The following is a 25,484-nucleotide window of genomic DNA, read 5'->3' on the forward strand; positions in this document are numbered from 1 at the left end:
GATCCAAATGTGGGAGGGGGCTTGCTCCCGATGAGGGCGTGTCAGCAAAAGCATCAGTAACTGACCCACCGCTATCGGGAGCAAGCCCCTCCCACATTGTCCGAGTTTTCAATGGCTGGATTCGGCGGCGGCGGTTGAGATGCAAGGCTGACGGCGTTCGACGCTGGGGAAGGCAACACCGTTAAATGTGGGAGGGGGCTTGCCCCCGATGGCGGTGGGTCAGCTGAAAAATAGGCTGCTGACAGGCCCTCATCGGGGGCAAGCCCCCTCCCACATTGGACCACCAGAGGCCAGCGCATCGGTGTCGCCTGCCCTGCCGAATTGGCGCGCAGAGACGTTACCTGACGGACCCGATCGACGGAGCACAGTGATCCAAATGTGGGAGGGGGCTTGCCCCCGATGAGGGCGTGTCAGCAAAAGCATCAGTCACTGACCCACCGCTATCGGGGGCAAGCCCCCTCCCACATTGGAACACCAGAGGCCAGCGCATCGGTGTCGCCTGCACTACCGGATTGGCGGGCTCATTCCACCTTGATATGGGTGATTCCCACCACCTGCGCCTGCTCGAGGATTTCCTCCGGCGTCGCATCCGCAGCAGGCAGGATCAAGCCGTTTTCCGCATCACCAAAATGCAACTGCAGCAAATGCACCGCCGCTTCATGCACAGGCAACTCGGACTGTTTGAGGTCAAATGCATGAGTGCGCGGTTCGTCATTGAACCGGTAGTTCAAGGTGTAAGCAGGCATTGGGGAATCCTCATAATGAGAAACAACTGATTAACCTGACTCAGCGATCAGTTTTTTAGTTCCCACGCGATGCAGGTGCTGCGTTATCCATTTGCGACTGTAAGCCAACACGCTGTCCGCCAGCGCCACCGGAAAATGAATGAAGCCATGGGCCGACTCCGGCAGCACATGCGCTTCTACCCCGCTCCAGCGTTCGGCGATAAGCAGCGTGTCATCCTTGAGCGGGTCCAGCTCGCCCACAAACATCAACGCCGGCGGCAGGCCGCAGAAGTCGCCGTACAAGGGTGACAGTGGCGGCTGTCGACGTGCTTCGTCGCTGATGCCCGGCGTGAGCAGGCGCAGCGCCGCGACCATGCCCGGCCCATCCAGCAGCAGCGTCTGCGGCCCGGCCGCGCGCACGCTGGGCGTGCCGGTCAAGTCGTAGACGCCGTAGTACAACACCGCGCCAGCGACGCGTTCGAGCAACGCCGGCCATTGCTTGAGCGCCAGCAACGTCGCCGCCACCAAATGCCCACCGGCCGACTCGCCAACAAAAAATACCGGCAACCCGGCAAACTCCGTGCAGTCCGCCAACAGCCAGCGCGCAGCAGCCAGGCAGTCTTCCAGCAGGCCCTCGACCGGCGTGTTGACCGCCAGCCGGTAGTCCACCGACACCACTGCCACGTCGCAGGCACGCACCATGCCCAGGTTGAGGTCGTCGTTCATCTGCGCATTGCCGATCACCCAGCCGCCGCCATGGATATCCAGCACCACGCCTTTGGGCGCCCCGTCGGGCCGCATGATGCGCACCGGCACGCCGCCGACCAGCCGGCGCTCCACCACAGGCGGCTTCTTGAAACGCTGGCTAGTGCGCAGCAGTGCCTGGATCACACGTGGGGTAACGCGGTTGCGAACCTTGAAGCGCGGCATCCACGCCAGCTTCTGATTGAAACGGCGCATCTGCACCAGTTCGGCCTCGCTGACGGGCCAGAGTTGGTAAGCCATCAACGGTTATTCCGCAAAATCGAGAAATTCAACGCCGCAGCCACACACAGCCAGGCGAGGTAAGGGAACAGGATCAAGCCGGTAATCAGGTCCTGGCGCACCGCCAGCACCACCATCGCCGCCACGGTCAGCCACAGCAACACAATGATCACCATCCCGGCGAGCAAGCGGTGCGCGCCGAAGAACACCGGCGTCCACAGCGTGTTCAACGCAATCTGCGCCGCCCACAGCGCCAGCACCATTTCGCTGCCGGGGATCCGGCTCAAGCGGTAACCGGCCCAGGCCAGCAGCAGGTAGATAATGGTCCACGCCACCGGGAACAGCCAATTGGGCGGGGTGAAGCTGGGCTTGACCAGGGATTCGTACCAGGCGCCGGGTTTGAAGATCACACCGGTACTGGCGGCGGCGGCGCAGGCGAGCAGGAAGATGAAAAAGGTCATGGTCGGTCCTTGAGGGGCAATGATGGAAAGCAACACTGTGTTTTTCAGTGACTCGAACGGGCGCGCATAAATTCCCTATACGCGGTAAAAATGACAGCCAGGCCATCGCTTCTACGCGTCATGAAAAATGGGTAAGGTGGCCAAACCATCGCGAATCAAAGTGTTGACCCCCTCATCAGAGTGCCCCCTCTTGGCTTCCACTCACCGCAGCACGCCCTGGTCTGTGTTCCTGATCTTCCTGCGCCTGGGCCTCACTTCCTTTGGCGGGCCGATTGCGCACCTGGGCTATTTTCGCGAAGAGTTCGTCACCCGCCGGCGTTGGCTCAGCGAGCGCAGCTACGCCGAACTGGTCGCCCTGTGCCAATTCCTGCCCGGCCCGGCCAGCAGCCAGGTCGGCATTGCCTTGGGCCTGTCGCGCGCAGGATATGCCGGCGCGGCGGCAGCCTGGGCCGGGTTCACCTTGCCGTCGGCCATCGCCCTGATCCTGTTTGCCCTGGGCCTGTCGCGTTATGGCGCCGCCCTTCCGAATGGCGTGCTGCATGGCCTTAAAGTGGTCGCCGTGGCAGTGGTGGCCCAGGCCGTATGGGGCATGGCGCGCAACCTGTGTCGGGGCTGGGCGCGGATCACACTGATGCTGGGCGCTGCCGCCCTGGTGCTGCTGGAACCGTCCGCGTGGAGCCAGGTCGGGGTCATCGCCACGGCGGGCGTGGCCGGCCTGCTGCTGTTCAAGCCCGAGCCCCACGCCGAGCCCGACGCGCTGCCCATCGCCATCAGCCGCCGCGCCGCAACGCTGTGGCTGGCGCTGTTCCTGCTGTTGCTGGTAGGCTTGCCGATCCTTGCTGACTGGGTCACCCACCCCACGCTCGCCCTGGTCGATGCTTTCTACCGCACCGGCTCACTGGTCTTTGGCGGCGGTCACGTGGTGCTGCCGTTGCTGCAAGCCCAAGTGGTGCCCACGCACTGGGTAAGCAACGACCTGTTCCTCGCCGGCTACGGCGCCACCCAAGCCGTGCCCGGCCCGCTGTTCACCTTCGCAGCTTTTCTCGGCGCCTCGATGAGCCACGCCCCGAACGGCTGGCTGGGCGGCCTGATCGCCCTGCTGGCGATCTTCGCACCGTCGTTTCTGCTGATCTTCGGCGCACTGCCCTTCTGGGCCAGCCTGCGCAGCAGCCCGCGCACGCAAGCCGCACTGGCCGGCGTGAACGCAGCGGTGGTGGGCCTGCTACTGGCGGCGCTGTATCAACCGGTGTGGACGAGCGCGATTTTCAACGTCTACGACCTTGCCTTCGCCCTGCTCGCCCTGGCGGCGTTGATGGTTTGGAAGTTACCACCGTGGCTGGTAGTCGCGGCAAGTGCCGCCATCGGATACCTGCTCAACCTGGCCGGCGGTTGAGATCAAGGTGGGAGCTGTCGAGCCCCGGTGAGGCTGCGATGGGATCGCCTCGGTGTCCTTTTGAGCCCACAAACCCGCATCGCACCTGCAAGGGCTGTTAGCGTTTTCACCGAAAACGATGGATTCATTAACAAATTTGAGGGTGTATTAGCGTTTTCATAAACGCAAATTTAACGCTTTCGCGCGCCCTTGGCCGAACGAATCGTGGAAGCAGTGCGGTCTGCATTTGAAGAACGAGAATCGAATAGCCGCGACGATTGATCCGCACTGCCCCTCGGACACGCTATCCTGCCTGACACCGATCAAACTGTGGGAGCTGTCGAGCCCCAGCGAGGCTGCGATGGGATCGCCTCGGTCGCCCGTCAAACCGCAGCCCCTGCATCACCCCATTCTCATTCCGGCTCCACAATCCTGAGCCAGGGCCAGCGCGACTGATAACTTCTGGCCTTTTCAGCAAACAATTGCGGCTCCGGATGCAGCGTGTTGATCCGCAGCAGCCCCTGCTCCACATCCGCCAACCCATAGGGCGCATATACCTCACCGGTAGCAATGTCCAAAGCGATACACGTGCCTGCCACCAGATACCGGTCCACCCCCTGCCGAGCCGACTGCAACTGCGGGTATGGCCGGCCAAAGCGCTGCCCATACCAGAGGTGAACGCGCGCCTGGTTCTTGACCTCCACGTTCACGCCCAGGTCCTGGAACAACGCCTCGGCCCTTCGAATCACCGCGTCCTCCGCTTCGTAGGACAGGTCGTCATCGAAGTAGAACACGTCATAGTCCTTCACCCCTGCATCCGCCGGCCGCTGCGCCTGATGATTCCACACCGCCTGGAACAGACAGCCCGCCGTGAGCATGCACTGCGGCACGTCCAACGCCGGCAAGCGCGCGGTGATCTCGACGTTGATGGGGTTGGCCATGGCCAGTTCGAGGAAGGTGTTGACGGTCAATGTCATGGAAACTCCCAGGTAATCCGGCTCGAATGTGTTCGCCGAAAACGCCCTATCTGCGTTTACGCGCCAGGCCTTCCACGTGAGTGTTATCGGGCCGGAAGCGCGCGCTGAAGTAAGATTACACCGATGAAAAGCGCTTTCGGTAATCACTTGGCCCCACGCCGAGACGCCGCCTGAATGCCCTTCTGAACCCATCCGTATTGGCATAGCCGACGGTGTCGGCCAAGCGTTTGAGTGATACGTCCGAGCCTTCGATCAGCCGCCTGGCCGTATCGATCCGCGCCAGTTCGACAAATTCGGCCGGGGTCGAACCGGCTTCGGCCTTGAAGATACGGGCAAAGTTGCGCTCACTCATACCGGCGCGGGCGGCCAGGACGGGGACACTCAAGTCGGTCTTCAGGTGCTCCACAACATAATTCTGCACGTCTGCAATCACGCTGCGTTCGGCGGTCTGTGCCGCCAGGTGCGCGCTGAACTGCGATTGCCCCCCAGGCCGCTTGAAGAACATCACCATTTCACGGGCAACGCTGAGCGCCAGTTCTCGGCCGTGGTCTTCTTCGACCAGCGCCAACGCCAGGTCCATGCCCGCCGTGACCCCGGCCGAGGTGTAGATGTTGCCATCCTTGATATAGATGCTGTCCGGGTCGACGCGGGTTTGCGGGTACTGCTCCGCCAGTTTTGCGCTGGAATTCCAGTGAGTGGTGACATGGCGGCCGTCGAGCAGGCCAGCGGCGGCCAGCAGAAAAGCGCCGCTGCAGACCGAGCCGATCCGACGTACGGATTTCGCCTGCCGGCGCAGCCAATCCTGCACCACAGGGTCATGCGCAATTTCGTCGATGTGGGGGCTGCCGGCCACGAGCAGGGTGTCGATCCTGCCTTTATGAGTTTTGAAGGTTTCGTCGATACCCAGCTTCAAACCACTTGAGCTTTTGATCATCCCCTTGTCGGCACCGATCACCTCGACCCGATAGGCACGTGGATTGCCCAGTTGCCTGGCTGCTTCGGCAAAAACGTCGGCAGGGCCGACGACGTCCAGCAGTTGCACGCGGGGGAATGCCAGGAGCGTTATGCGCATGATGTCTGTCCTCGTCGACTAATTGGCTGAATACGTCGCTATACAACTCTTTCAGCCAGCGGCTCATTTGGCTGAAAATAGCCTCAACAGCAAATTCAGTCAAACAGGAGACTGCCATGAACACTGCATCCCCCCCCAGCGCCGCTGCTGCTCAAGCGGTACACACCGGCACGACGTCCATCAAGAACCTGCCTGTCAATTTGTTTGGCTCGGTCATGGGCTTGGCCGGCCTGAGCCTGGCGTGGCGCTTGAGCGGGCAGTATTACGGCGTCGGCGGCGCGTTGGGTGAAGCGATTGGTGCCCTGGCCGGCCTGGTATTCGTGGTGTTGACCTTGGGTTACCTGACCAAATGGGCGAGACATCCTGGCGCGGTAAAAGCCGAGTTCAACCATCCGATCGCCAGTAACTTTTTTGGCACCGTCACCATTGCAGTGTTGCTGCTGTCGGCAGTCGCCGCGCCCCACAATGAATGGCTCGGACAGGCGCTCTGGATACTGGGGAGCTTACTGACCGTGTTGCTCGCAGGCTTCGTGGTGTTGCGCCTGTTGTCGGGCAACCAGGACGCGTTGAATGCCGTACCTGCCTGGCTGATTCCAGGTGTTGCCACCCTCGATATCGCGGTCACCGGCGCGCACATGCCCATGGCCTGGGCGGCTGAGTTCAACCTGTTTGCCCTCGCCGTGGGTGCGGTGCTGGCGCTGGTTTTCTTCACCCGGATTTTTTCGCGACTGGTGCATGAAGCCCCTCTGGCCAAAGGCATGGTGCCTTCGCTGATGGTCCTGATTGCACCTTTTGAAGTAGGTTTCCTGGCGTACACCAATGTATTCGGCGAGATCGACCGATTTGCCAGCGTGTTGTTCTACTTCGGCCTGTTCCTGTTCGTGGTGCTGAGCTTCAAAGTGTTCCGTCGCGATGTGCCCTTTGCCCCTTCGTGGTGGGCAATCAGCTTTCCCATCGCAGCCCTGAGCAATGCGGCACTGAAATATGCACATGCCCAGGAAAGCAGCGTGCTGATGGTCATCGCCGCAGCGATCCTGCTGTTCCTCACGGTGGTACTCACCGTGCTGATGGTGAAAACCCTGATCAGCCTGTTCAGCGGCAAACTGCTTGCCAACTGACCGTTTACCTCCCTTTGGCGAGCCTTCATCGGCTCGCTTTTTTTTGCCCCACAGGTTTCATCGACTGACGCGACCGCCGGTATGGCGCACGCCAGCACCGTCCCTGCCCTGCGCAACCACGTGCAACCGGAGCCCCCTCATCATCATTTAGTCGCAGGAAGCAGCGGCTTGATGCGTTTGCCATTCTGAAAAACTCGATCTTTACCGTCATGCTTGGCTTTATACATATTGATGTCCGCACATTTGAGCACTGCTGACATGTCCGATGTCGCCGAGAACGGCGCGACCCCCGCGCTGCAGGTGTATTGATGCGGAGGCAATACGCTGCAACGGATGTTTGCCAATAGGCGCAACGCATATTCATGGGCGACGGCGTCATTGTCCCCCAGCAACAAGACACCGAACTCCTCCCCGCCGAGCCGCCCTACACTGTGGCTGCCTGGAGTCGATTTCAGGCAAGCGGCCATGGCGCATAAAATCTTGTCTCCCACATCGTGACCGTACTGGTCGTTTTTCTGTTTGAAACCGTCAATATCCAACATGATGAAATACCCGCTGCGCCCTCCCGCCAATGCACTTTGGAAGGTCGCCATGAAGGCGCGTCGGTTGAGAATGGAAGTAAGGAAGTCGGTCTCCGCCAACGTTCTGAACTCGCTTTCCACCAACAGGACCGAACGCATGTTCCTTAAATAGGTAAAGCTGAGAGTAAAGCCGACAGACATGGACGCGATGCAGAAAATGGCGAGATACACTTCGAGTCCGTTATACAAACCGACATCAAGCGTGGGCCACATGATTACCCAGACCAGCAGCGCAGACAGGAAATAGTCTTGAACTGCAACAAACAGGATGGCGCTGCTCACCACGATGATTACAGCAAGCGGAAGGGTGAAAACGCGTAGCTCCGCATTGGCATCAATGACGTGCGCAAAACCCAATGACAACAACACAATATAAAGAACGCCAAGCACTCTCCAGATCCAGAAGTGAGCGGTTATGCGATGAACATACCAGACCCCTAACAGCGACAGCGTGATAATAATGTTTGGCACGTCCAGCGTCGTCATGGGGTCTATCAGCAGAACCCCTATCCAGGCAACCAGCCCCACCCTTTCAATCATGTTCACAGCGGGTGATAGCAGTGTTCGCATTCTTGGTCTGATCTTGAAAATCGCCGGCATCCTGAAACTCCTTTGCCAAAATGACCTGGATGTATGTTAAATGTCCGGGCGAGCGTTAATCCATGACGCAAACGATCCTTGACGGGTAACACCCTCCTTAATCAGAAAATGCATATAACACTGCGTCGGCTACGTAAACACTATTGCGCAGCACGTTGAGAACTTAATCCAGGTCGCTGGTGACCCTGCCAATGGCTTCCACGACTTGCCTGGCACCAAGCTGGATATCAGCCATTGCCACGCCTGCCTGCTCGGATAATTTCAGCAAAACGTCAGCCTGGTCTCTGCTGCACTGGACACGCACTGCGGCTTGAGCGGCCAATTCACGGTTTTGCCGTACCACGCCCGTAATCTCCTGCGTGGCTAAACTGGTGCGGCCGGCGAGTTTGCGCACTTCATCCGCCACCACCGCAAAACCTCGTCCGTGTACTCCAGCGCGTGCCGCTTCGATGGCAGCGTTAAGCGCCAACAGGTTGGTCTGGGTGGCAATCGCGCCGATGGTGTCAACGATGGAACCGATCAACTGCGACTGGGATTCAAGCGCGGTCATGCTGTCGTTTACTGAGGCCATCTGTTGCGCAATAGTTTGAGCACCAAGCACCGAATCCGCGACCAGATCCATACCTTTGTTAGCTTTTACATCGCTGGCCAACGACACGTCATAAGCCATTGTAGCGGCGCGCTTGACTCCATCGGCCTTCTCCACTTGCGCGGTCACTACGCTGGCGAATTTGGCTATTTTATAAACCCGGCCGGCAGCGTCCTTGATGGGATTGTAAGTGGCTTCCAACCACACCACGTTTCCGCTTTTATCCACCCGGCGAAAGCGCCCGGCGTGAAACACGCCTTTGTTTAAAGTCTTCCAGAACTCGGCGTAATCCGCCGAAGCCACGTCCTCCGCCAGGCAGAAAATACGGTGATGCCTGCCCTCTATCTCGGCAAGGCTATAACCCATGGTCTGAACGAAAGACTTGTTGGCATAAATGACTTCACCCGCAAGGTTGAATTGAATCATCGCCATCGAACGGTCCAGCGCGCTGAACATTTCGATAGCCTCCCGTTCGTCCTGGGCAGGAGGGGGCGCAACGACGCCGTAGCCCTGAAATGTACGGTTTGCCGCCATAATCCAACCGATATCGAGCATCACAGCACGGCCGTCGGCGGCCCGATAGCGTTGCCGTTCGATGGCGCACAGGTTCGGGGCAAAATCGTTGTGCGGCTCATCCGTGATATCACTCACTGTCATATTCGACAGTCTTTCCAGCGAATACCCCAGCGTCGCCGCAAACCGCTGATTGGCCGAGATAATTCGCCCAGCCCCATCAACACGTATGGAGAGAAAGACCGATTCGATGCTGGCGAGCGTACCGAGGGACGTCGTCAGTTCCTCCTGGCAGTCAAGGAGAGCATTCTTGATTCGACGATTGAACACACTGACCTCCGGTGTGAGCGAGTGTAAAAAAGGACAATGCGGGTGGTTACCACTGTTTTCGAGAGGACGGCCGAATAAAACAAGGCGCTTATATCGGGCTCACGCCCTCAACAAACTGCAAGTATCCACAGACCTATTCTTAACCCCGTGCTCAGCCACACCCAGTTCCATACTCACCCGCGTGATTGCGAAACATATCGACATGGCCCGCCTCATTAACTCAACAAACGCCGGACTCAACACAATCAGACGCTTATCGCATTTGAAGTAGCCCTGTAACTCGCCCTCTTTGATCATGCGTTGCATGTGCGTTTTTGACACGCCAAGACATTGCGAGAGTTCCACATAGGATGACACTTTGTAACCGGTTTCCAGCGACCCGTTGCGCAAGGCATCCGTGTACAGCGCGAGCATTGGCAAATGACCGCCATCGCGATTAAGAATCCATTTTGCCTCAGGTAAAAGTTTATCAAGCAGGAAATCCGACTCCAGTATTCTGGTAAACCCCCGAGCATAGATTCGTAATAAATCCACGGACGTTGCCAAGCTCGGGAACCAACTGTCGTAAGGAAGGATCATCTGCGATGGCAATAAATATGACTTGATGATTGGCGTGGCATCGCGCAATGTTTTATCCGTGGGATGAAAACAACGCAAGCGTCCATCTTGAACATGGAGCTGAACGCTCATATAGCCGCTGACCACTAGAAAGGAGAAATAGGCATCCAGACTGTTGCGAGACATATAGCCGCGTTTCTGGCAAAAAGCTTTAACTTCGGACAAGGGAACTTGTTCATCTTTGTAGCCAAAGCCGATTAAAGACAGCGCGACCATGAACCTGTCATATTTCAACAGGTTTTTATAGAAAAAAGGTTTGCTCCGATAGCGTTCCATTATCAAATCGAAATGAAGGAGCATCGCTTCATCTATATTGCCTCGGGTCATTTCGGTACTGGTCTCTTCCAAATACTCAAGCAGATCAGCTGTCTTCATCGACGTCAAACAACCCTCTCTATATAGAAACAATTTTTACTGCTCACAATGCCGGTAGTATATGCGTATTCCAACGGCTGGCTGATTCACCCCAAAAATGTTTTACGGCCTTGCCTCGCCTCAAGCGCGTTCGATTGAAGCCGCGTCTGATCGACAAAGCAGAGTCGCACAGGGGCCGGGCCTGCCCCACGCAACCACATACAACCGGAGCCCCGATGCCGCTGACCAAACGCGACTGCGCCCGCCTGGAACGGCAACTGATCGCCGCCCTCACCGAGGCCTGCGAAACCGCCAAAGCCGAAATCCCGGGCTTCGACTGGCTGACCCACACCGTCGACTACAGCGCCTTCCCCCAAAGCCTGCGCGTGACCTGGGTATTCGACACCCGCGCCAACAAGGCACTCGCCCTCAGCGGCGGTGCCGACAGACGCATGCGCGAACTGACCGCCACGGCGCTGCACGAAGCTGACGTGCCGCCCTTGCCGATGGAGCGCTGCGTGCACGTTGATTGCGAAGAAGACTGCCGCCTGCAACACGAGGGCGACTGGCGTGCGCGGTTGGCGCGTCGCTAACCTGACCTGATGCCGAAGCCCGCAGGAAAAATCCCAACCCCCTGCAACGCCTTGCTCCCTTGCCTACGCATGGGTCAGAATCCGCCGGCTTGTGCGCTGGGATGGCCGTGATTAAGGTGGCTCGGTCGCTGAAGGTCTCGGCGATCGGGTTTAGTAGCCTGAAGGTTTATCCAAACAAAAGTGCATGAGCTGCATCAATCAGACATTCCTGTCTGTACTTGATGGTGGCTGTGCGCAGGGCACCTTAGGGTGCGCCGGCTTTCGTTTGGATTCCCCGGTCTACTAACCTGCGCACAGCTGCCACCCTTCTGTTTAGTAGCTAAAGGGCAGTAGCCACACTCAGGAATTCAAACATGCTATTCACCGTCGCCCCCAACGCCACCAACGAAACCCTCATCACCAACAGCTACGAAACCTTCACCAGCGTCAGCACCCTGCTGCTCGACCTGTCTGAAGACCTCAACGGCAAACACCGCGACATCGCCATGGCAATCCACCAACTGAGCGAACTGGGCGTACTGCTAATCGCCCGATTGCTCGACCGCGAAATGCCGTGTACAGGCTGATTTTCAAGCATCCAACTCGAAAGACACTTTACTCGCCGAGTCGTTGTACGCACGTACGACGACGCGGCGATTTGCTTTTGATGGCTGCGTCGAATGACACAAAATGCGGCAGCTTTCGGCCAAAAGCGGACTGGTGAATTCTTCGGGCATGGCACGAATGAACCATCAACTCGCAGTGACGGGCCTTCACGCGACTACCAGGGCTGCCGACCGTGACTTCCAAAAAACCACCAGTGGGGCCATCGAGACCCAGCAGCGCCATTTTGATAACTGTCGCCGCCCCTTCTTCAGGCGTCAAAATGCCCGAGTTACCATTGAGGTCGGTCCGCACATGCCCAGGATATCCAGCGCACCGATTTGCTCGGACAGAATCGCTGCAGCTCGATACACACTGTCTTCGACCGCAACGTCGAGATCCAAGAGGTCTGCATCGAGCCCGATATTACGTAACTGGGCAACGGCCTGCTCGCCACGGCTCCGATCGCGAGCGCCGATCCAGACAAAGAACCCAGCCTCGGCAAGCCCTTTGGCAATCGCCAGTCCAATGCCTTTATTTGCGCCGGTGACGAGCGCCTGTCGTTTGTTATTCATCGCGATAGTCCTCGAAATATAAAGATGCTCTTCCTTTTGCAAGGCTCTAGGCTGCCAACTTGAAGAGCCCGCCCCCCCATACCCGAGCCGCCTCACAAGCCGGGCATGGAGCCTGTCTTCCTGTCAGGAGGTCTGGGCTACCGCATCACTTTGAGCCCCCTGGACGTGGTGCCGTAGGTCGCCGGCAAACCGCAAGGTCACCTCACGACGAGTGAACCGCCATTCCCCATCATGCAGCTCGAACTGGTCGATGTACTTGCCGGCGCAGATAGGCTGCAATGGAAAGCCGTCGAGTTGCTGATGCACGGTGTAGTAACTCGCAGAACTCGCTTTATCGCCCGAAGGACCGACATCAATCAGCACATTGGTGATCGAATGCCACGTGCGGGGCGTGGCATCGGCATGTATCTGTAGGCCCGTCTCGAAGAAACCCAACAGCCCTTCAACCGACGAGGCCTCGTTGCCAAGCACATGAATCACCGCATGCTGAAGCACCTCGGCGACACCCGAGAAATCTCCGCTATCAAGACGATGGATATAGGTGGCGTGAAGGCGGTGAATGGCGCTCTCGGCGGCGAGACGTGCGAGTATTTCTGGTGAGTAGGTCATGACTCTCTCCGGGGCCTTAGCCCACAAAGGAATGATGTATAGCGGCGGCCATACATTTGATGCGCTCGGCAGACGACCTTGGCGGCAATCCAATATGGCGTCAGACGAACAATGATTTTGATAAGCGAGTTGTCAGCCTTGTGGCGGGGGACGAAATGGGATCAACCCTGCGGTTAAACCCCGAGGTCCGCAGCGATCCAGTGATCTAGGATTGCGACGCTCCGCCATCCGCGAACAGTTCGACACCGTTGATATAGCTGGCGGCGTCACTGGCCAGGAAGGCCACGGCAGCGCCAATCTCATGAGCTTGGCCGATACGTCCGATGGTGCTTTTTTCACTCAAGGACTCGATCACCGCCTCAGCGTGTTCCGCGAGCATATGACGCAGTGATGGGGTATCCACGGGGCCCGGACTCAAGAGGTTGATACGCACCCCGCTGCCTTTGATATCGAGCGTCCAGCTTCTGACCAGCGTGCGCAGTGCAGCTTTGGTTGCACCGTATACGCTCAGGCCAGGACCGGGATCAATGGAGGCTGTGGAGCCGATGATGATAATGCTGCTGCCCTTGCCCATGAGCGGCAGCGCTCCCTGAACGGTGAAGGTCACACCCTTGACGTTGGTGTTGAACACGCGGTCGAAGTAGGCCTCTGTGATGCTGCCGAGCGGAGCGATCTCGCCCATACCTGCATTGGCGACGAGCACATCGATTCGACCATGGCGGGTCTTGATTGCATCAAACAGCACAGCGAGGTCGGCTATTACCGAAACGTCCGCGACCACTGCGCTGGCCCGCTCCCCGAGCTTCGATAATGCCTCGTCCAGTTGCTCCTGCCGACGCCCGGTAATCACCACTGTGGCCCCCTGCCCCGCCAGTTCTTGGGCGATGGCAAGGCCCAATCCCGAGGATCCTCCGGTGACGAGAACGACTTTGTCTTGAAACTGCATGCTGATGCTCCAGTGAATGCTGAGGAGGAATGAATTTATATAGCGAACACTATATAGCTCTAGAGCATGAAGCAAGATATTTAGTGACCACTATATAAATTCACCGTTCAGCTCAGCACAGTTGCCCCGGCATATAGCGGTCGCTACAATCGCGACCACGCCAACGAGATCAACATGACCGACAAAATCCGCCAACGCCGCCCTGCCTTCGACAGAGAGGCTGGAGTCGCCATCGCCCAAGCCATGTTCCACGAACACGGCTTCGACGCGGTGAGCCTCACCGATCTGGTCGAAGCCATGGATATCAAGCCGCCCAGCTTCTATGCCGCGTATGGCAGCAAGGCTGAGTTGTTCGAGAAGGCCATGCAGCGCTATGCCCGCGAGCACGCTTTACCGTTGGACAAACTGCTAGCGCCGCACCGGCCAGTGCCTGAAGCACTCGCCGCCTTGCTGGTCGCGGCGGCGAAGCAGTATGGAAAGGACAGTGTTCTGCGAGGCTGTATGATCACTGAGGGCATGCGCGCGGACGACGAGTTGGCCCGCCAGATGGCGCAAACGTTGGCGGACGGAGGAATCAAAGTAATTCGGGATTATCTTGATCAGGCACTGCCTGAAAAAGCCCAATGCCTTACCGACTACCTTTCGATTACCCTGCGCGGGCTATCCTCTGCGGCGTGTAACGGAATGCCGCGTAAAAGGCTGATCGAGGCCGCGCAGACGGCGGGCCGGTTCATTGCTCATGAGCTGGATAAAGAGCAGCAAATGACCCGTTAGCACACACGCCCACCATAGCGTCCCACATTCCGAACTCAGCTGTTCTGCCCACCATCCACATTCAGCGTTGCGCCCGTAATGTAGGCCGCATACGGCCCCACCAAACGCTGGCTGCGTAGTCGCCACATGGGCACGACCATTGCCACGCACCTGGTGATACCGGCACTGGCAGCCTTCAACGCCCACTACCCCAACATCCAGATCGAAATAGATGCCAGCGACCGCACCGCAGACCTGGCAAGCGAAAACATCGACTGTGTCATTCGCGGCGGTGATCTTCGCGACTCCTCCCTGATCGCCCGTCGCTTGGGCAGCGTGGAATTCGTCACCTATGCGGCCCCTGCCTACCTCGCTGCGCGCGAACCGCTCTGCCATCCCTCGCGCGCGCCAATACCCTTTCGGTGGTGTACATGCCCAATCGGCATCTGAGCGTGCGAGTGCGGGCATTTGTCGATTGGCTGGTCGAATGTTTTGCGACGCACCCGCATGTGATGGCTTGAATGACACCGGCAACGCGTGGCCTCACGTGTTGCCCTCTCATCGCAACGGTCAGTAACCAACCCCGCGCACGCCGCCCGAAGCGCGAATGGACTCTCCGGTGATCCAATGCGAATCCTCGGATGCGAGGAAGACGGCAAGCGCAGCGATATCTTCCGGCTCACCGAAGCGCCCTAGCGGCGTTCCTGCCAGCAGCTTCTCGCCCAATTCTCCGGCAAAGTTACCGTGGGTACCTGGCGTATTGGTATGCCCTGGCAGGATGGAATTGACCCGGATGCCCCGTACGCCCAACTCGCGCGCCAAAGCAAAGGTCAAGGTATCGACGGCCCCCTTGGTGGCCGAGTAGACGCTGGAGGCCAGGTAGGGGTCGGTGCTGAGGATGGAACTGATATTGATGATGCTCCCACTCGCTCCTAGCAGCTTGACCGCCTCGCGCACTGCCAGCAGATAGCCCAGCACGTTGAGATTGAACTGTTTGTGGAAGGCCTCTTCGGTGAGGTCATCGATCATCTGGAACACCGCCAAGCCCGCGTTGTTGACGAGAATATCCAGGGTTCCATGCTCAGCCCTTACGGTATCGAACAGACGCACGACATCGGCGCCTATACTCATGTCGGCCTGTAAGGCATAGGCGCTGCCTCCCTGCTCGGTGATGTGTGCGACTACGGCCCCGGCCTCGATCTGGCTGGATGCGTAATTGACGATGACTGTCGCACCCTGAGCGCTGAGTGCCTTGGCAATGCCCGCGCCGATGCCTTTGGAGGCGCCTGTGACTACCGCGATTTTTCCTTCGAGTTTCATGTTTGATTTTCTCTGAGTCAGGGTTCTACTGAAGGCTCGTCGCCACCGGTCTCTGGCCGGAACGCAACGAACTACGTGCCCTAGTATTCGCCCCCCGCCTGCTCCACCGTATGCCGGTTTCTCGCACATCCTTGCCTATTCTTCTCACACGGCTTGCGCTGTCCCGATAACAAGATCATCTTCTCAGCCATGGACAAAGCAATGGCAGAACTGCGCAGCATCGTGATGCGCGCACACGATAAATGGACCGATACGGGATTGCCACGCGTGCAAATGGTCCGCGCCGAGGCATGCGCCGACCAGGTCTATCAGCCCATGCTGCATTTGGTGCTTCAGGGGCAAAAGACGCTGTCGATAGGGGATGCCGTATCTCGATACGTGGAGGGCAGCTATTTTCTGGTACCCGTGGATGTACCCGCGACGGGGCAGATTCACAGTGCCGCCACCGACCAACCCTATCTCGCTGTCAGCCTCACCCTAGATCCGGTGGTGATCTCGACGCTATTGTTTGAAGACCCCAGCACCGCCAAGCCCTCCAGAGGCTCCTGCTTTGAACCTGTGCAGGCACCGGCCGAGATGATCGATGCCTGGTTGCGCATGCTGCGCTTGATGGATCACCCCCATGAGGCTGCGGTTCTGGGTCCCATGGCCGAGCGCGAGATCCTGTTCCGCGCATTGCAGGGCCCCCTGGGCGGGGTGCTGCGAGACGTTGCGCGTCCGGAGGGTCGACTGGCGCAAATCCGACGGGCGACCCTGTGGATCCGCGAACATTACACAGAGCCATTTCGCGTGGAGCCGCTGGCTATGATGGCGGATATGAGCGTGGCGGCCTTCTACCGCCATTTCAAGTCGGTGACCGCCATGACGCCCATCCAATACCAGAAGCGCCTGCGTTTGCTGAGGGCACGCTGGTTGCTGCTGTTCGACACGCGAGATGCCACCTCGATTGCCTACACCATGGGCTACGAGAGCGCTTCGCAATTCAGCCGCGAATACGCACGGCTTTTTGGTCTGCCGCCGGCGCGCGATGCAGCAAGATTCAAACTGCCGCCCGCGGCCTAGGCAAAACCCGTTTCGTGAAAACGGGGCATCGCACCTAGAGATCGGTGATGATCGTTCCGGGAATGCTCTCGGCGAACCTGTTACCAAAAACGCCTACGGGCGTTGCAAAGCCGGAGCGTCGGTCACCGTCCAGAACGCGCCGCGCCGCCTCGATGGCCGCCAGCGGTGTGTAGGAATATCCGTTTACCGTCTCGATCCTCGAACACACCCTGCTGCCATCTTCCGCTATCACCTCGACCACAGCGCGGGCTCGATGGGCATCACGCTCCTGAGCACTGGGACCATCGGGCAGCAGTGACAAATCACCCTCAGGAAACGCATCACCGGAGATATGCACAAACATCGCGATGTTCGGTATCCGTGTCGTATGCCAACCGGTCACCAAATCGCCGAATGACAACGGCACACACAAGGCCTCGCCGTCACCAAAATCAAAATGGCGTGGCTGGGCGTCCGGGGTCGAGATCAGTACGCCATCGATTCGCGCCAGCACACCCGCGCCGATGATCTCGCCAACGCTCATCGCCGACCCCCGGGACATCGATCCCGGTACCTGGAGTGCGATGCTCAACGCCAGGGGATTCGTGACGCGCTGGGCAACGTGCGCCGCGAGGCTATCAGTGGGAACAACATCCCAGCCAACGCCGGGCAACAGCATCACTCCTGCCGTGGCGGCTTGCATGCTTAATTGCTCGGCCAGCCGATAAATATTGATCTCTGCGGTGATATCCAGGTAGTCGACCTTGGCTACGATGCACGCTGCCATCAGAGCTGGAGCCGTATGCGCAAAGGGGCCTGCGAAGTTCAGCAGCACACTGATGCCCGACAGCGAACGCGCAGCATCGGCGTCTGCCTCGAACACGCGATAAGGCACTTCAAGCTGATCGGCGAAATCGACCAGAGCCTGGCGATTGCGACCGCCTATTTCGAAAGGCAGACCCAGTGCCTTGGCCCGATGGGCAGCCATGCGGCCGGTATAGCCCGTGGCGCCATAAATCAGAAGTGTGTTCATTGGACGTGCTGCCAGTTCTTGAAGACGAATTCCAAGCTGTACCCGTCCGGGTCCAGCACATTGGCGGCGTAGTAATCGGGATCGTAGTGCAAACGCGCGCCAGGTGCGCCGTTGTCGTCACCGCCATTGTTTAGCGCCGCAGCATAGGCGGCTTCAACCTCGGCCTTACTGTGTGCGACGAACCCCACATGCAGCGCCCGCCCTTCGACGACGCCGTTGCGCAACCAGAAGAACATCCGCCCATTGGCGCCAAACCCCTTCAGGTCAGGATGCCCGGGCGGGCCATCCAAGCCGTCGTAGTCCAATCGAGCTGTGATGCCCAACGGCGCGAGCGCCGCTTCGTAAAAAGCTATAGAGCGTGCAATGTCGCTGACCGACAGGAAAATATGATCCAGCATGGTGACACCTCTCAGATAATGTAGCCGCCAGCGACTTCGATGCTTTGAGCGTTGATCCAGGCGCCTTCTTGCGACAGCAGCATGGCGATGACCCGTGCAACATCTTCGGGCTCACCCACCCGGCCAAGTGCCGTCTGCCCGGCCAGCAGGTCTTCGAACTCATCGTTGAGCCCACCGCCCAACTCGGTACGAATCGCACCTGGGGAAACCGCATTGGCGCGGATACGGCGCTCGCCGAACTCCTTGGCCATGTACCGGGTGAGCACCTCCAGCCCGCCCTTGAAGGCTGCATAAGGCGCTACCCCGGCGGTGGCCACGCGGGTCGTGGCGCTGGTCAGATTGACAATGCTCGCGTGCTCTCCCAGCAGTGGCAGCAACGCCTGAGTCAGGAAGAATGGCCCTTTGAGGTGAACATTAAAGAGGCCGTCAAACTGCGCCTCGGTGGCTGACTCCAGCGGATTGAGCAGACCGTAGCCCGCGTTGTTCACCAAGCCTGCGAGCACTGTCGTGCCCCAGACTTCCTGAATGACCGTGGTCACACTGCTGCGAAAACCCTGGAAGCTGGAAACGTCGGCAACATCGAGTTTGAGCGCAACGGCTTTACCGCCCGCCTGCTCGATGCGCTGTACGACCGCCTGCGCAGCCTCTGGGTGAGCGTTGTAGGTGAGGATGACGCCCATGCCGCGTTGCGCTACGTGTTCCGCTGCACTGGCACCTATACCGCGGCTGCCACCTGTGATGACGATTACGCTCATGATCATGCTCCGCTGCTCGTTGAATGAGCCTCCACGGTAAGGGACTGGGGCTTGATGAGCGCGACGGTTCCTGCTTCAAACTTGCCTGTTTCTGCTTTTCGCTTGCACTGCGCACCAAAGCCACGTCAGCATGCCCGGCATGAACAGCCAACTGAATGAACTGCGCACCCTCGCCGCCAAGGCCGAAAACCGTCGCACCGAGACGGGCATCCCGCGCGTGGCGATGGTCCAGGGCAAGATCCCGGAGCACATGCTCGCTGCGGTCTACGACCCGATGATCAACCTGATTTTGCGGGGCAGTAAAACCATGACGGTGGGCGACCGTACGTTGCGGTACGACCCGGCCACCTATTTCGTCATGTCCATCGAGTTACCAGCTGTGGGGGCTGTCCACCCTGCCGTCACCGGCGAGCCATACCTGGCGATCAGCTTGACACTCGATCCCATGGTGCTTTCGACACTGCTGGCGGACCTGCCCAAACCTGCCGGGCGACACGATCACGATCCTGGCTTTTCGGTCGCCGCTACCACACCCGAATTGATGGACGCCTGGGTGCGGATGCTGCGCTTGATGGGCAAGCCTGACGACATCGCGGCACTCGCCCCTGCGTATGAGCGCGAGATTCTGTTTCGCGTGCTGCAAGGGCCTCATGGCTGGATGTTGCGAGAGATCGCGGCGCCCGACACGGCCATGGCCAGGGTAAACCAGGCCATCCAATGGATTCGCCGTGACTACGCCGAACCCATCAGGGTCGAGAGCCTGGCGCAGCGAGCGGCTATGAGCGTCTCGGCGTTCCATCGTCATTTCAAGGCAGTGACTACGTTAAGCCCCTTGCAATATCAAAAGCGCGTACGCCTGCTGCAAGCGCGCATGCTGATCATCGCCAGTGCCAAAAGCGTCACGTCGGCGGCATTCGAGGTTGGTTATGAAAGCGCGACCCAATTCAGTCGAGATTACGCACGAGTGTTCGGATTACCTCCAGCGAGGGACGCGGGGAGAATCCTGGAAGCGACAAAGACCTAGGATCACTGCGAATGCAGTTGTGGCTTCCTAGGTGACAGCCATACCCGCCACGTTGGGGGAATTAACCCAGTGGAATTTACGAATTTGTAGCAACGGGGATAGAAGACGTTGAACGCCCTGCTTAAATACACATGCCCACGAGGCTGCTATCGGCCAGAAGCGGTCATTCCGGAAGAAAAATAAATCTGTCACCTTTCACCACTGAATTCGATTGAATGGCCCATGCACGGCGCAAATTCTCCGACCTGCACTCCACGAACAAAAATATGCTCGCCGAGCAGGCACTGCGCTCTATCCAGTTGCTATACGAAATCGAAAATAAGATCCGCGACCTTGAACCAGATTTACGGCGACAAATTCGGCCCGAAAAAGCCGTCCCCGTAATGGATTGAAGCGCCTAAACCTGCCGGCTTTGCAAGCCGGTACTTGTAGCGCCGATCTAAGCTCCTCTTACCATTTTCAAACCACACAACCTTCCATGTGCCATATTTGACCCGCTCTCGGCCTGTAGCCTTTCACCTCAGACCAAAGACATAAAAATTACTGTCCGCTAATCGCCCAAAATGCGATTCCATGGCCTATAGCTTTTCTATATACGTCAGATACTTAAGCATTAGAGCCCTCTCTGGGCTTTTCCTTGGAGCTAGCGCGATGTTTCCCAATCTCAAAGTCCGCACTGGAATGGTCGTTGTACTGTTCACGTTCGTTTTGACGTTGTTGTTTTCGGTGGTTAACAACTGGCATTCATCCGAGCGCAGCCACGATCAGATCAGCGAATTGGATCGGGCGACGAGTCAGATTGATGGAATCAACAACTCCTTGCTGTTAGCAATTCGCACTAGTGCCAACGTGTCCTCGGCCTTTATAGAAATCATGGCCGGGCGTCAGCAGGATGCCGAGGCCCGCCTGATTCTAAGTGAGGCTATCTGGAAGGAGGCCATTGCCAAGATTGAGGCCTCCACCGCCGACATCACCGAACCGACCCTAAAAGGCTATGTCCGTGAGCTTAAGGCTGCGTTTACCGAGTACGGCGACGCCGTCGTCGGCCAGCGGGCAGCTACACGTGCACAGTCGGCGAAGGATTACTTTCAGGTGAATATTGCCGCGGGCAAAGGCATGACCAAACTACAAGCTGTACGCGTCAAATTGGTTGATGAGCTAGATACCCGTAGCAAACAGATAATGGCAGAGTCGGCTGATCGTCTTAAAGTCTCGCAGACTATGGCGATCACTCTAGCCGTAGTGACCTTGGCGTTGGCTTTGCTGTGTTGGGGCTTTATCTCCAGCAGCGTTTTACGCCCACTGCGTGAGGCAGGCGTACACTTCCGACGCATTGCCGGTGGAGATTTGACTCAGCCGGTTATGGTTCCTGGACGTAACGAGATTGGCGAGTTGTTTACCGAACTACAGCAGATGCAGGTTAGTCAACGCGAGACGCTCAGCCTGATCGCCAGTTCTGCCACGCAGTTGGCTTCCGCTGCCGAAGAACTAAATGTAGTAACAGAAGAAAGCAACCGCGGCCTGCAGCAGCAGGACCAGCAGCTAGAGCAGGCGGCAACTGCAGTAACCGAGATGACCAGCGCGGTCGAAGAGGTAGCGCGTAACGCTACATCCACCTCACAAGCTGCCTCCGCTTCCGACAATCTCTCCCAGAAGAGCCGAGCGCAAGTGCGGGAGAATATCCAAGGAACAAAGTTGATGGCGTCGGAGATCCAAGACAGTGCTAGACGTATCCAGAACCTAGCCAGTGAGGTGCAAAACATTAGCACAGTACTGGATGTAATCCGCTCAATCTCCGAACAGACCAATCTGCTGGCCCTGAACGCAGCCATCGAGGCCGCACGTGCCGGCGAGGCAGGGCGTGGCTTCGCGGTCGTAGCCGATGAAGTCCGCACGCTGGCTCATCGTACTCAGGCATCGACTCGTGAAATTGAGCAGATGATCGACATGGTGCAAAGCAACGCCGAGCAGGCTGCCGATGTCATGCGTTCAAGTACGGCCAAGGCTCAAGACAACCTCACTATCACCCAAGCCAGCGGTAACGTGCTGGAGGAAATCTTCTCTGCAATCGGTGAGATCAACGAGCGGAACCTGGTGATCGCCAGCGCAGCAGAGGAGCAGGCTCAGGTGGCGCGCGAAGTTGATCGTAACCTTATAGCCATCCGTGATCTCTCAGCGCAGTCAGCAGCAGGAGCGATGCAAACCAATTCTGCGAGCCATGAATTATCGCGCTTGGCATTGGACCTTAACGCGCTGGTAGGTCGCTTCCGCATATAAAGTTTCCTTGTTAGTAGCGAAGCTGGAAAGCTTGCTGGTGGGCGGCTATCCCGCCTCGCGTAATTCAACCGGCGACCATTTATGCGGCAGCAATTGGCCGTTTTGAGCCTGCCGCGATAGGCAACTATCGGCCAGAAGCGGACGTCCAGCCCACCACGTTATTCAGGGAGAAGCTGCCAACAGGAAGGCAATCTTGAAAAGGATATAAACTCGTCTGGCGGTGTCCCAGACGTCAACATACGGAAATAGATTCGTGCAGATTCATATTATCTACACCCGAACAATCATGTTGCTCTCCAAGCATCCTTACCAATCATGGAGAGAAATTCAAAATCAGTACCCTGATTACATGACTTCGCTCGGCCCTTGGGAAGAAGATACGGTCATCGAATACCTTGCAGATGAATACCCAGAACTTTCCCCGCATCCGCAAGAGCAAGTCAATGCGTTCATAGCGGATACTCAAGAGGCAAGAGTGCTTACTTTTGCCGCGTAAATCGTCTTAGCGAGCATTCTCAGAAGCTCGCCCTCGACGTCCGCTTTGTGTCGAAAGGCGTCTTTCGGTAACGACATTGGGACCTCGCTACGCCGAAAGCCGCCCTTCATCTCCACTCCAAACAACAGAATATCTCCAGGGGAAACACAACAAAAATTCCTAACGCCGCCGGTCGAACTACCCTCAAGAACCGCTCTACCACGCTGATGACAAGGCTAACAGCTTGCGCGCCCACAGCCGCCAACCTCGACCGCAGACAGGGAAGTTCGGACGTCTTTTTCACGCCCAACCCGGCGCACCCTCAAACCTGTCATGAGTATCAACCCATGCTGCAAAAATCCCTGAGAGCTCAAATCCTCACGCTGCTGAGCGCCAGTCTGCTGGCGATATTGCTGATTGCCTTGGCCTGCTTTCATTTTCTGTCCAACGGCGTGCAAAACTACGCCAACCTGATCGAAGGTCCGCTGCATACTTCGCAATTGATCGATGAGGCCAACTTGCAGTTCAAGGTGCAGGTTCAGGAGTGGAAAAACGTATTGCTACGGGGCAAGCAGCCGGCGGACCTGGATAAATACTGGAAGCAATTCGAAGACCGTCAGCGCGACGTACAGGGGATCCTCGGCGAGCTGGCCAGCCAGAAGGGCCTGGACGGCCAACTCAAGACCCGCATCGAACGCCTGCGTGACGAACACCGTCAGTTGGGCAGCGCCTACCAAAAAGGTCGCGATGCCTATATCGCCGCCGGGGCGGACCCGACCGCAGGCGACGCCGCCGTCAAAGGTGTGGACCGCGCCACCAGCGATCAGATGAGCGAACTGGTCAGCGAACTGCGTCAGCAAGGCACCGAGCAATCGGCGCTGATCAGCGCAGCAGCCGATCGCACGGTGATGGTGGGGACTACCGTGATGCTCGCCTCGGGGCTGTTGATCGGCCTGTTGAGCCTTTGGTTGATCAACCGCAATCTGGTTGACCCCATCCGCAAGCTGATCGACTACGTGGAGCAGTTGAGCCGAGGCAAATTTGCCGAACGCGTGGCCAGTGCCCGTAAAGACGAGTTAGGCAAACTGGCCATGGCCGCCAACACCCTGCGCGACTTTCTCGCCGAAACCTTCAGCCGCCTGCAGCGCAGCGCCAATGACCTGGACAGCGCCAGTGGCGAGTTGAGCGCCATCGCCGGCCTCATCGCCAGCGGCACCAACGAGCAGTTCAACCGTACTGACCAAGTGGCGACGGCGATGAACGAAATGTCCGCCACCGCCCAGGAAGTGGCACGTCATGCGGCCGATGCCGCACTGGCGGCCGATGATGCCGACCAGTCCGCGCAGCAGGGCGAAAAAGTCATGAGCAACACCATTCACACCATCACCCAGATGCGTGGCGAGATCGTCAACACCGCCACCGTGATCCGTCGCCTGGAAACCGACAGTGGCCGCATCAGCAAGGTGCTGGAGGTCATTCGCGGCATCGCCGAGCAGACTAACTTGCTGGCACTGAACGCGGCGATCGAAGCAGCCCGTGCAGGTGACGCAGGACGCGGTTTTGCGGTAGTCGCAGACGAGGTGCGCAGCCTGGCTCAGCGTACGGCGACATCGATCATCGAGATCAATAGACCGTGCAAACCGGCGCGGAAGACGCGGCCAAGGCGATTGAAAGCGGCCAGACGCGCAGTGAAGAAAGTGTCGCGCAAGTGAATCAGGCCGGTGTCATGCTGGAGCGCATCACCCATGCGGTGGAAGCCATTCGCGACATGAACCGTCAGATTGCTACCGCCGCCGAAGAGCAAACCTCTGTGGCCGAAGACATCTCGCGCAACCTCACCGAAATCACCTCGATTGCCAGTACCAACCTGGACAATGTGCAGCGCACCGAAGCGGCAAGCCACAACCTTCACGGGTTGTCTGGACAGTTGAATGAAGTGACGGCACGCCTGAGTGCCTAGCTAATACCTGATAGCAAGGACGCCTCCCCCATGGACCTCCAACAAATCAAACACCACCTGGCCCGCCCCACACTTAAACTCACCGCCGGGGGCTTCCGCCCTCTCGGTACTGACGAAGAAAGCTGGCTAGGCAACGTCTTCCTGTTCCGTCCCGATGAAGGCGTGCCGGTCAATCAGGCAGGGCAGCCGTTGCTGCCCTATGCCCAGTTCTACCTGCCCGCCCTGCCCTTCATCAGCCCGTTACTGACGGGAGTGCGTGTGCTGACGGTATTTATTTCAAATCCATTTCCCGAACCCTTTGAGCCCATGGGCGACAATTGGGTGATCCGCGAATACGGGCCACAGGATATGTTGGTGCGCAAGGTGCTGCCGGTGGAGGGTACGTTTCTCAAAGCCTTCGCGCTGAACGCCCAGGTCGTGCCGGAAGATTTTCCGCTGTGGGATGGCGGCGGCGTACCGGCTGATGTTGAGCAGGCGATACTCGAGCTGCAACGCGTAGGCGAACTGCAGAGCTACTACGACCTGGTCACTCACACCTACGAACACAAAATTGGCGGCTATCCGTCGTTTTGCCAGTCAGGGGTGGATCCGGGCGAAGGCTTTGAGTTTGTCTTCCAGATTTCGTCGGATGCGAAGATCAATTTGAATGTGGTCGACAATGGGAGCCTGATGTTCTGGAAGCACGTTGAGACTGGGGAATGGGCGTTTTATTATGATTTTTACTGAGGCTTGAAGAGGCGCAAGCGCAGTCCCCGCACACGCATGAAGCTGAGCCAATTTCCCCAAATGCAGCTGCGCCGTTCCAAACCAGACATTTAAATTTGTCTGTAAACCATGAGCGCCTTAGCA

At 58.2% G+C, this 25,484-nt stretch carries 27 protein-coding genes and 5 pseudogenes; 16 read left to right on the forward strand and 16 right to left on the reverse strand.

The window, feature by feature from the left end:
* Positions 1–521 precede the first annotated feature (521 nt).
* From BOP93_RS17640 to tspO, 3 genes are read right to left on the reverse strand one after another with little or no spacing between them, the layout of a single operon-like run.
* Positions 522–746, reverse strand: coding sequence for a hypothetical protein (locus tag BOP93_RS17640; RefSeq protein ID WP_104503735.1), 225 nt, complete (start codon positions 744–746; stop codon positions 522–524).
* A 30-nt stretch (positions 747–776) separates the two neighbouring features.
* Positions 777–1,730, reverse strand: a complete 954-nt coding sequence (locus BOP93_RS17645; RefSeq protein ID WP_104503737.1) for an alpha/beta hydrolase — start codon at positions 1,728–1,730, stop codon at positions 777–779.
* Positions 1,730–2,170 (reverse strand): tryptophan-rich sensory protein TspO, encoded by a 441-nt coding sequence (gene tspO / locus BOP93_RS17650; RefSeq protein ID WP_104503739.1) that lies wholly within the window; start codon positions 2,168–2,170, stop codon positions 1,730–1,732. The genes BOP93_RS17645 and tspO overlap by 1 nt, the downstream gene beginning before the upstream one ends.
* A gap of 127 nt (positions 2,171–2,297) precedes the next feature.
* Here tspO and chrA point away from each other — a divergent pair, with 127 nt between their 5' ends.
* On the forward strand, positions 2,298–3,563 hold the full coding sequence (gene chrA / locus BOP93_RS17655; protein WP_104503741.1) for a chromate efflux transporter: 1,266 nt from the start codon (positions 2,298–2,300) through the stop codon (positions 3,561–3,563).
* Between the two features lie 392 nt (positions 3,564–3,955).
* Here chrA and BOP93_RS17660 read toward each other — a convergent pair whose 3' ends face one another.
* Both BOP93_RS17660 and BOP93_RS17665 read right to left on the reverse strand, forming a co-directional pair.
* Complete coding sequence (locus BOP93_RS17660) at positions 3,956–4,519, reverse strand: nucleotidyltransferase family protein (protein WP_104503744.1); 564 nt, start codon at positions 4,517–4,519, stop codon at positions 3,956–3,958.
* A 115-nt stretch (positions 4,520–4,634) separates the two neighbouring features.
* Positions 4,635–5,591 carry a GlxA family transcriptional regulator gene (locus tag BOP93_RS17665; RefSeq protein WP_104503746.1) on the reverse strand — a complete coding sequence of 319 codons (957 nt, stop codon included), beginning with the start codon at positions 5,589–5,591 and terminating at the stop codon, positions 4,635–4,637.
* A 116-nt stretch (positions 5,592–5,707) separates the two neighbouring features.
* On the opposite strand from BOP93_RS17665, the gene BOP93_RS17670 reads away from it, so the two are divergent.
* Positions 5,708–6,709 carry an SLAC1 anion channel family protein gene (locus BOP93_RS17670; RefSeq protein WP_104503748.1) on the forward strand — a complete coding sequence of 334 codons (1,002 nt, stop codon included), beginning with the start codon at positions 5,708–5,710 and terminating at the stop codon, positions 6,707–6,709.
* Between the two features lie 143 nt (positions 6,710–6,852).
* Here the strand turns inward: BOP93_RS17670 and BOP93_RS17675 are convergent, their stop codons facing one another.
* From BOP93_RS17675 to BOP93_RS17685, 4 genes and pseudogenes are all read right to left on the reverse strand, one after another.
* A complete protein-coding gene (locus BOP93_RS17675; RefSeq protein ID WP_104503751.1) occupies positions 6,853–7,890 on the reverse strand; it encodes a GGDEF domain-containing protein in 1,038 nt (345 codons plus the stop codon).
* 163 nt (positions 7,891–8,053) lie between these two features.
* Positions 8,054–8,560, reverse strand: a complete 507-nt coding sequence (locus tag BOP93_RS28275; protein WP_430758800.1) for a methyl-accepting chemotaxis protein — start codon at positions 8,558–8,560, stop codon at positions 8,054–8,056.
* A 45-nt stretch (positions 8,561–8,605) separates the two neighbouring features.
* A pseudogene (locus BOP93_RS28280) lies at positions 8,606–9,322 on the reverse strand (PAS domain S-box protein); the annotation flags it as partial.
* A 99-nt stretch (positions 9,323–9,421) separates the two neighbouring features.
* Positions 9,422–10,315 (reverse strand): helix-turn-helix domain-containing protein, encoded by an 894-nt coding sequence (locus tag BOP93_RS17685; protein ID WP_104503756.1) that lies wholly within the window; start codon positions 10,313–10,315, stop codon positions 9,422–9,424.
* Positions 10,316–10,530: 215 nt separating this feature from the next.
* Here BOP93_RS17685 and BOP93_RS17690 point away from each other — a divergent pair, with 215 nt between their 5' ends.
* Positions 10,531–10,887: a hypothetical protein gene (locus BOP93_RS17690; RefSeq protein ID WP_104503759.1), complete on the forward strand. Its 357-nt coding sequence runs from the start codon at positions 10,531–10,533 to the stop codon at positions 10,885–10,887.
* Positions 10,888–11,240: 353 nt separating this feature from the next.
* On the forward strand, positions 11,241–11,453 hold the full coding sequence (locus tag BOP93_RS17695) for a DUF6124 family protein (RefSeq protein WP_104503761.1): 213 nt from the start codon (positions 11,241–11,243) through the stop codon (positions 11,451–11,453).
* A gap of 294 nt (positions 11,454–11,747) precedes the next feature.
* Here the strand turns inward: BOP93_RS17695 and BOP93_RS17700 are convergent, their stop codons facing one another.
* The 3 genes from BOP93_RS17700 to BOP93_RS17710 form a co-directional block, all read right to left on the reverse strand.
* The gene (locus BOP93_RS17700) at positions 11,748–12,044 is read right to left on the reverse strand and encodes an SDR family NAD(P)-dependent oxidoreductase (RefSeq protein ID WP_205885762.1); all 297 of its coding nucleotides are present in this window, start codon (positions 12,042–12,044) and stop codon (positions 11,748–11,750) included.
* Positions 12,045–12,167: 123 nt separating this feature from the next.
* On the reverse strand, positions 12,168–12,653 hold the full coding sequence (locus BOP93_RS17705; RefSeq protein ID WP_104503764.1) for a nuclear transport factor 2 family protein: 486 nt from the start codon (positions 12,651–12,653) through the stop codon (positions 12,168–12,170).
* A gap of 205 nt (positions 12,654–12,858) precedes the next feature.
* Positions 12,859–13,599, reverse strand: coding sequence for an SDR family NAD(P)-dependent oxidoreductase (locus tag BOP93_RS17710; RefSeq protein WP_104503767.1), 741 nt, complete (start codon positions 13,597–13,599; stop codon positions 12,859–12,861).
* 174 nt (positions 13,600–13,773) lie between these two features.
* On the opposite strand from BOP93_RS17710, the gene BOP93_RS17715 reads away from it, so the two are divergent.
* Both BOP93_RS17715 and BOP93_RS17720 read left to right on the forward strand, forming a co-directional pair.
* Entirely contained in the window at positions 13,774–14,373 is a 600-nt protein-coding gene (locus BOP93_RS17715; protein ID WP_065932575.1) for a TetR/AcrR family transcriptional regulator, read from the forward strand.
* A 126-nt stretch (positions 14,374–14,499) separates the two neighbouring features.
* On the forward strand, positions 14,500–14,802 hold the full coding sequence (locus BOP93_RS17720; RefSeq protein ID WP_237140368.1) for a LysR substrate-binding domain-containing protein: 303 nt from the start codon (positions 14,500–14,502) through the stop codon (positions 14,800–14,802).
* Between the two features lie 120 nt (positions 14,803–14,922).
* Here the strand turns inward: BOP93_RS17720 and BOP93_RS17725 are convergent, their stop codons facing one another.
* Positions 14,923–15,672 (reverse strand): glucose 1-dehydrogenase, encoded by a 750-nt coding sequence (locus BOP93_RS17725; protein ID WP_065884166.1) that lies wholly within the window; start codon positions 15,670–15,672, stop codon positions 14,923–14,925.
* 201 nt (positions 15,673–15,873) lie between these two features.
* Between BOP93_RS17725 and BOP93_RS17730 the strand changes: the two genes are divergently transcribed.
* Positions 15,874–16,734, forward strand: a complete 861-nt coding sequence (locus BOP93_RS17730; protein ID WP_162303220.1) for an AraC family transcriptional regulator — start codon at positions 15,874–15,876, stop codon at positions 16,732–16,734.
* A gap of 34 nt (positions 16,735–16,768) precedes the next feature.
* Here the strand turns inward: BOP93_RS17730 and BOP93_RS17735 are convergent, their stop codons facing one another.
* Genes BOP93_RS17735 through BOP93_RS17745 form a run of 3 tightly spaced genes read right to left on the reverse strand, consistent with a single transcriptional unit; the run spans position 16,769 to position 18,899 of the window.
* A complete protein-coding gene (locus BOP93_RS17735) occupies positions 16,769–17,746 on the reverse strand; it encodes a saccharopine dehydrogenase family protein (protein ID WP_104503772.1) in 978 nt (325 codons plus the stop codon).
* Positions 17,743–18,144 carry a VOC family protein gene (locus tag BOP93_RS17740; RefSeq protein ID WP_065932578.1) on the reverse strand — a complete coding sequence of 134 codons (402 nt, stop codon included), beginning with the start codon at positions 18,142–18,144 and terminating at the stop codon, positions 17,743–17,745. The genes BOP93_RS17735 and BOP93_RS17740 overlap by 4 nt, the downstream gene beginning before the upstream one ends.
* A gap of 11 nt (positions 18,145–18,155) precedes the next feature.
* Positions 18,156–18,899, reverse strand: coding sequence for an SDR family NAD(P)-dependent oxidoreductase (locus tag BOP93_RS17745; RefSeq protein ID WP_104505314.1), 744 nt, complete (start codon positions 18,897–18,899; stop codon positions 18,156–18,158).
* A 139-nt stretch (positions 18,900–19,038) separates the two neighbouring features.
* Between BOP93_RS17745 and BOP93_RS17750 the strand changes: the two genes are divergently transcribed.
* The 9 genes and pseudogenes from BOP93_RS17750 to BOP93_RS17775 all read left to right on the forward strand — a co-directional run bounded on the left by BOP93_RS17750 (position 19,039) and on the right by BOP93_RS17775 (position 25,361).
* Entirely contained in the window at positions 19,039–19,923 is an 885-nt protein-coding gene (locus tag BOP93_RS17750; RefSeq protein WP_065932594.1) for an AraC family transcriptional regulator, read from the forward strand.
* A 215-nt stretch (positions 19,924–20,138) separates the two neighbouring features.
* Positions 20,139–20,312, forward strand: a pseudogene (locus BOP93_RS17755) (IS66 family transposase); the annotation flags it as partial.
* Positions 20,313–21,144: 832 nt separating this feature from the next.
* Positions 21,145–21,333 (forward strand): annotated as a pseudogene (locus tag BOP93_RS28285) (HAMP domain-containing protein); the annotation flags it as partial.
* A gap of 3 nt (positions 21,334–21,336) precedes the next feature.
* Positions 21,337–22,200, forward strand: coding sequence for a methyl-accepting chemotaxis protein (locus BOP93_RS28290; protein WP_370636043.1), 864 nt, complete (start codon positions 21,337–21,339; stop codon positions 22,198–22,200).
* 253 nt (positions 22,201–22,453) lie between these two features.
* Positions 22,454–22,696, forward strand: a complete 243-nt coding sequence (locus BOP93_RS17765; RefSeq protein ID WP_083208009.1) for a hypothetical protein — start codon at positions 22,454–22,456, stop codon at positions 22,694–22,696.
* A 905-nt stretch (positions 22,697–23,601) separates the two neighbouring features.
* Positions 23,602–23,712: pseudogene (locus tag BOP93_RS28295) on the forward strand (hypothetical protein); the annotation flags it as partial.
* Positions 23,713–23,766: 54 nt separating this feature from the next.
* Positions 23,767–24,289: pseudogene (locus BOP93_RS28300) on the forward strand (methyl-accepting chemotaxis protein); the annotation flags it as partial.
* Positions 24,290–24,383: 94 nt separating this feature from the next.
* Positions 24,384–24,635: a hypothetical protein gene (locus BOP93_RS28305; protein WP_430758784.1), complete on the forward strand. Its 252-nt coding sequence runs from the start codon at positions 24,384–24,386 to the stop codon at positions 24,633–24,635.
* Positions 24,636–24,665: 30 nt separating this feature from the next.
* Positions 24,666–25,361 carry a DUF1963 domain-containing protein gene (locus BOP93_RS17775; RefSeq protein ID WP_104503775.1) on the forward strand — a complete coding sequence of 232 codons (696 nt, stop codon included), beginning with the start codon at positions 24,666–24,668 and terminating at the stop codon, positions 25,359–25,361.
* Positions 25,362–25,484 lie beyond the last annotated feature (123 nt).

It is taken from the genome of Pseudomonas orientalis (assembly GCF_002934065.1).
GTDB classification, from domain to species: Bacteria; Pseudomonadota; Gammaproteobacteria; order Pseudomonadales; family Pseudomonadaceae; genus Aquipseudomonas; species Aquipseudomonas orientalis_A.

Coding starts and splice junctions, on each gene's coding strand:
- BOP93_RS17730 (WP_162303220.1), top strand. CDS start 15,874: ATGGCAGAACTGCGCAGCATCGTGATGCGCGCACACGATAAATGGACC.
- BOP93_RS17775 (WP_104503775.1), top strand. CDS start 24,666: ATGGACCTCCAACAAATCAAACACCACCTGGCCCGCCCCACACTTAAA.
- BOP93_RS17675 (WP_104503751.1), bottom strand. CDS start 7,890: ATGCCGGCGATTTTCAAGATCAGACCAAGAATGCGAACACTGCTATCA.
- BOP93_RS17660 (WP_104503744.1), bottom strand. CDS start 4,519: ATGACATTGACCGTCAACACCTTCCTCGAACTGGCCATGGCCAACCCC.
- BOP93_RS17670 (WP_104503748.1), top strand. CDS start 5,708: ATGAACACTGCATCCCCCCCCAGCGCCGCTGCTGCTCAAGCGGTACAC.
- BOP93_RS17735 (WP_104503772.1), bottom strand. CDS start 17,746: ATGAACACACTTCTGATTTATGGCGCCACGGGCTATACCGGCCGCATG.
- BOP93_RS17720 (WP_237140368.1), top strand. CDS start 14,500: ATGGGCACGACCATTGCCACGCACCTGGTGATACCGGCACTGGCAGCC.
- BOP93_RS17700 (WP_205885762.1), bottom strand. CDS start 12,044: ATGAATAACAAACGACAGGCGCTCGTCACCGGCGCAAATAAAGGCATT.
- chrA (WP_104503741.1), top strand. CDS start 2,298: ATGGGTAAGGTGGCCAAACCATCGCGAATCAAAGTGTTGACCCCCTCA.
- BOP93_RS17750 (WP_065932594.1), top strand. CDS start 19,039: ATGAACAGCCAACTGAATGAACTGCGCACCCTCGCCGCCAAGGCCGAA.
- BOP93_RS17715 (WP_065932575.1), top strand. CDS start 13,774: ATGACCGACAAAATCCGCCAACGCCGCCCTGCCTTCGACAGAGAGGCT.
- tspO (WP_104503739.1), bottom strand. CDS start 2,170: ATGACCTTTTTCATCTTCCTGCTCGCCTGCGCCGCCGCCGCCAGTACC.
- BOP93_RS17645 (WP_104503737.1), bottom strand. CDS start 1,730: ATGGCTTACCAACTCTGGCCCGTCAGCGAGGCCGAACTGGTGCAGATG.
- BOP93_RS28275 (WP_430758800.1), bottom strand. CDS start 8,560: ATGGCTTATGACGTGTCGTTGGCCAGCGATGTAAAAGCTAACAAAGGT.
- BOP93_RS17705 (WP_104503764.1), bottom strand. CDS start 12,653: ATGACCTACTCACCAGAAATACTCGCACGTCTCGCCGCCGAGAGCGCC.
- BOP93_RS17695 (WP_104503761.1), top strand. CDS start 11,241: ATGCTATTCACCGTCGCCCCCAACGCCACCAACGAAACCCTCATCACC.
- BOP93_RS17665 (WP_104503746.1), bottom strand. CDS start 5,591: ATGCGCATAACGCTCCTGGCATTCCCCCGCGTGCAACTGCTGGACGTC.
- BOP93_RS17740 (WP_065932578.1), bottom strand. CDS start 18,144: ATGCTGGATCATATTTTCCTGTCGGTCAGCGACATTGCACGCTCTATA.
- BOP93_RS17725 (WP_065884166.1), bottom strand. CDS start 15,672: ATGAAACTCGAAGGAAAAATCGCGGTAGTCACAGGCGCCTCCAAAGGC.
- BOP93_RS17640 (WP_104503735.1), bottom strand. CDS start 746: ATGCCTGCTTACACCTTGAACTACCGGTTCAATGACGAACCGCGCACT.
- BOP93_RS17745 (WP_104505314.1), bottom strand. CDS start 18,899: ATGAGCGTAATCGTCATCACAGGTGGCAGCCGCGGTATAGGTGCCAGT.
- BOP93_RS28290 (WP_370636043.1), top strand. CDS start 21,337: ATGCAGGTTAGTCAACGCGAGACGCTCAGCCTGATCGCCAGTTCTGCC.
- BOP93_RS17685 (WP_104503756.1), bottom strand. CDS start 10,315: ATGAAGACAGCTGATCTGCTTGAGTATTTGGAAGAGACCAGTACCGAA.
- BOP93_RS17710 (WP_104503767.1), bottom strand. CDS start 13,599: ATGCAGTTTCAAGACAAAGTCGTTCTCGTCACCGGAGGATCCTCGGGA.
- BOP93_RS17690 (WP_104503759.1), top strand. CDS start 10,531: ATGCCGCTGACCAAACGCGACTGCGCCCGCCTGGAACGGCAACTGATC.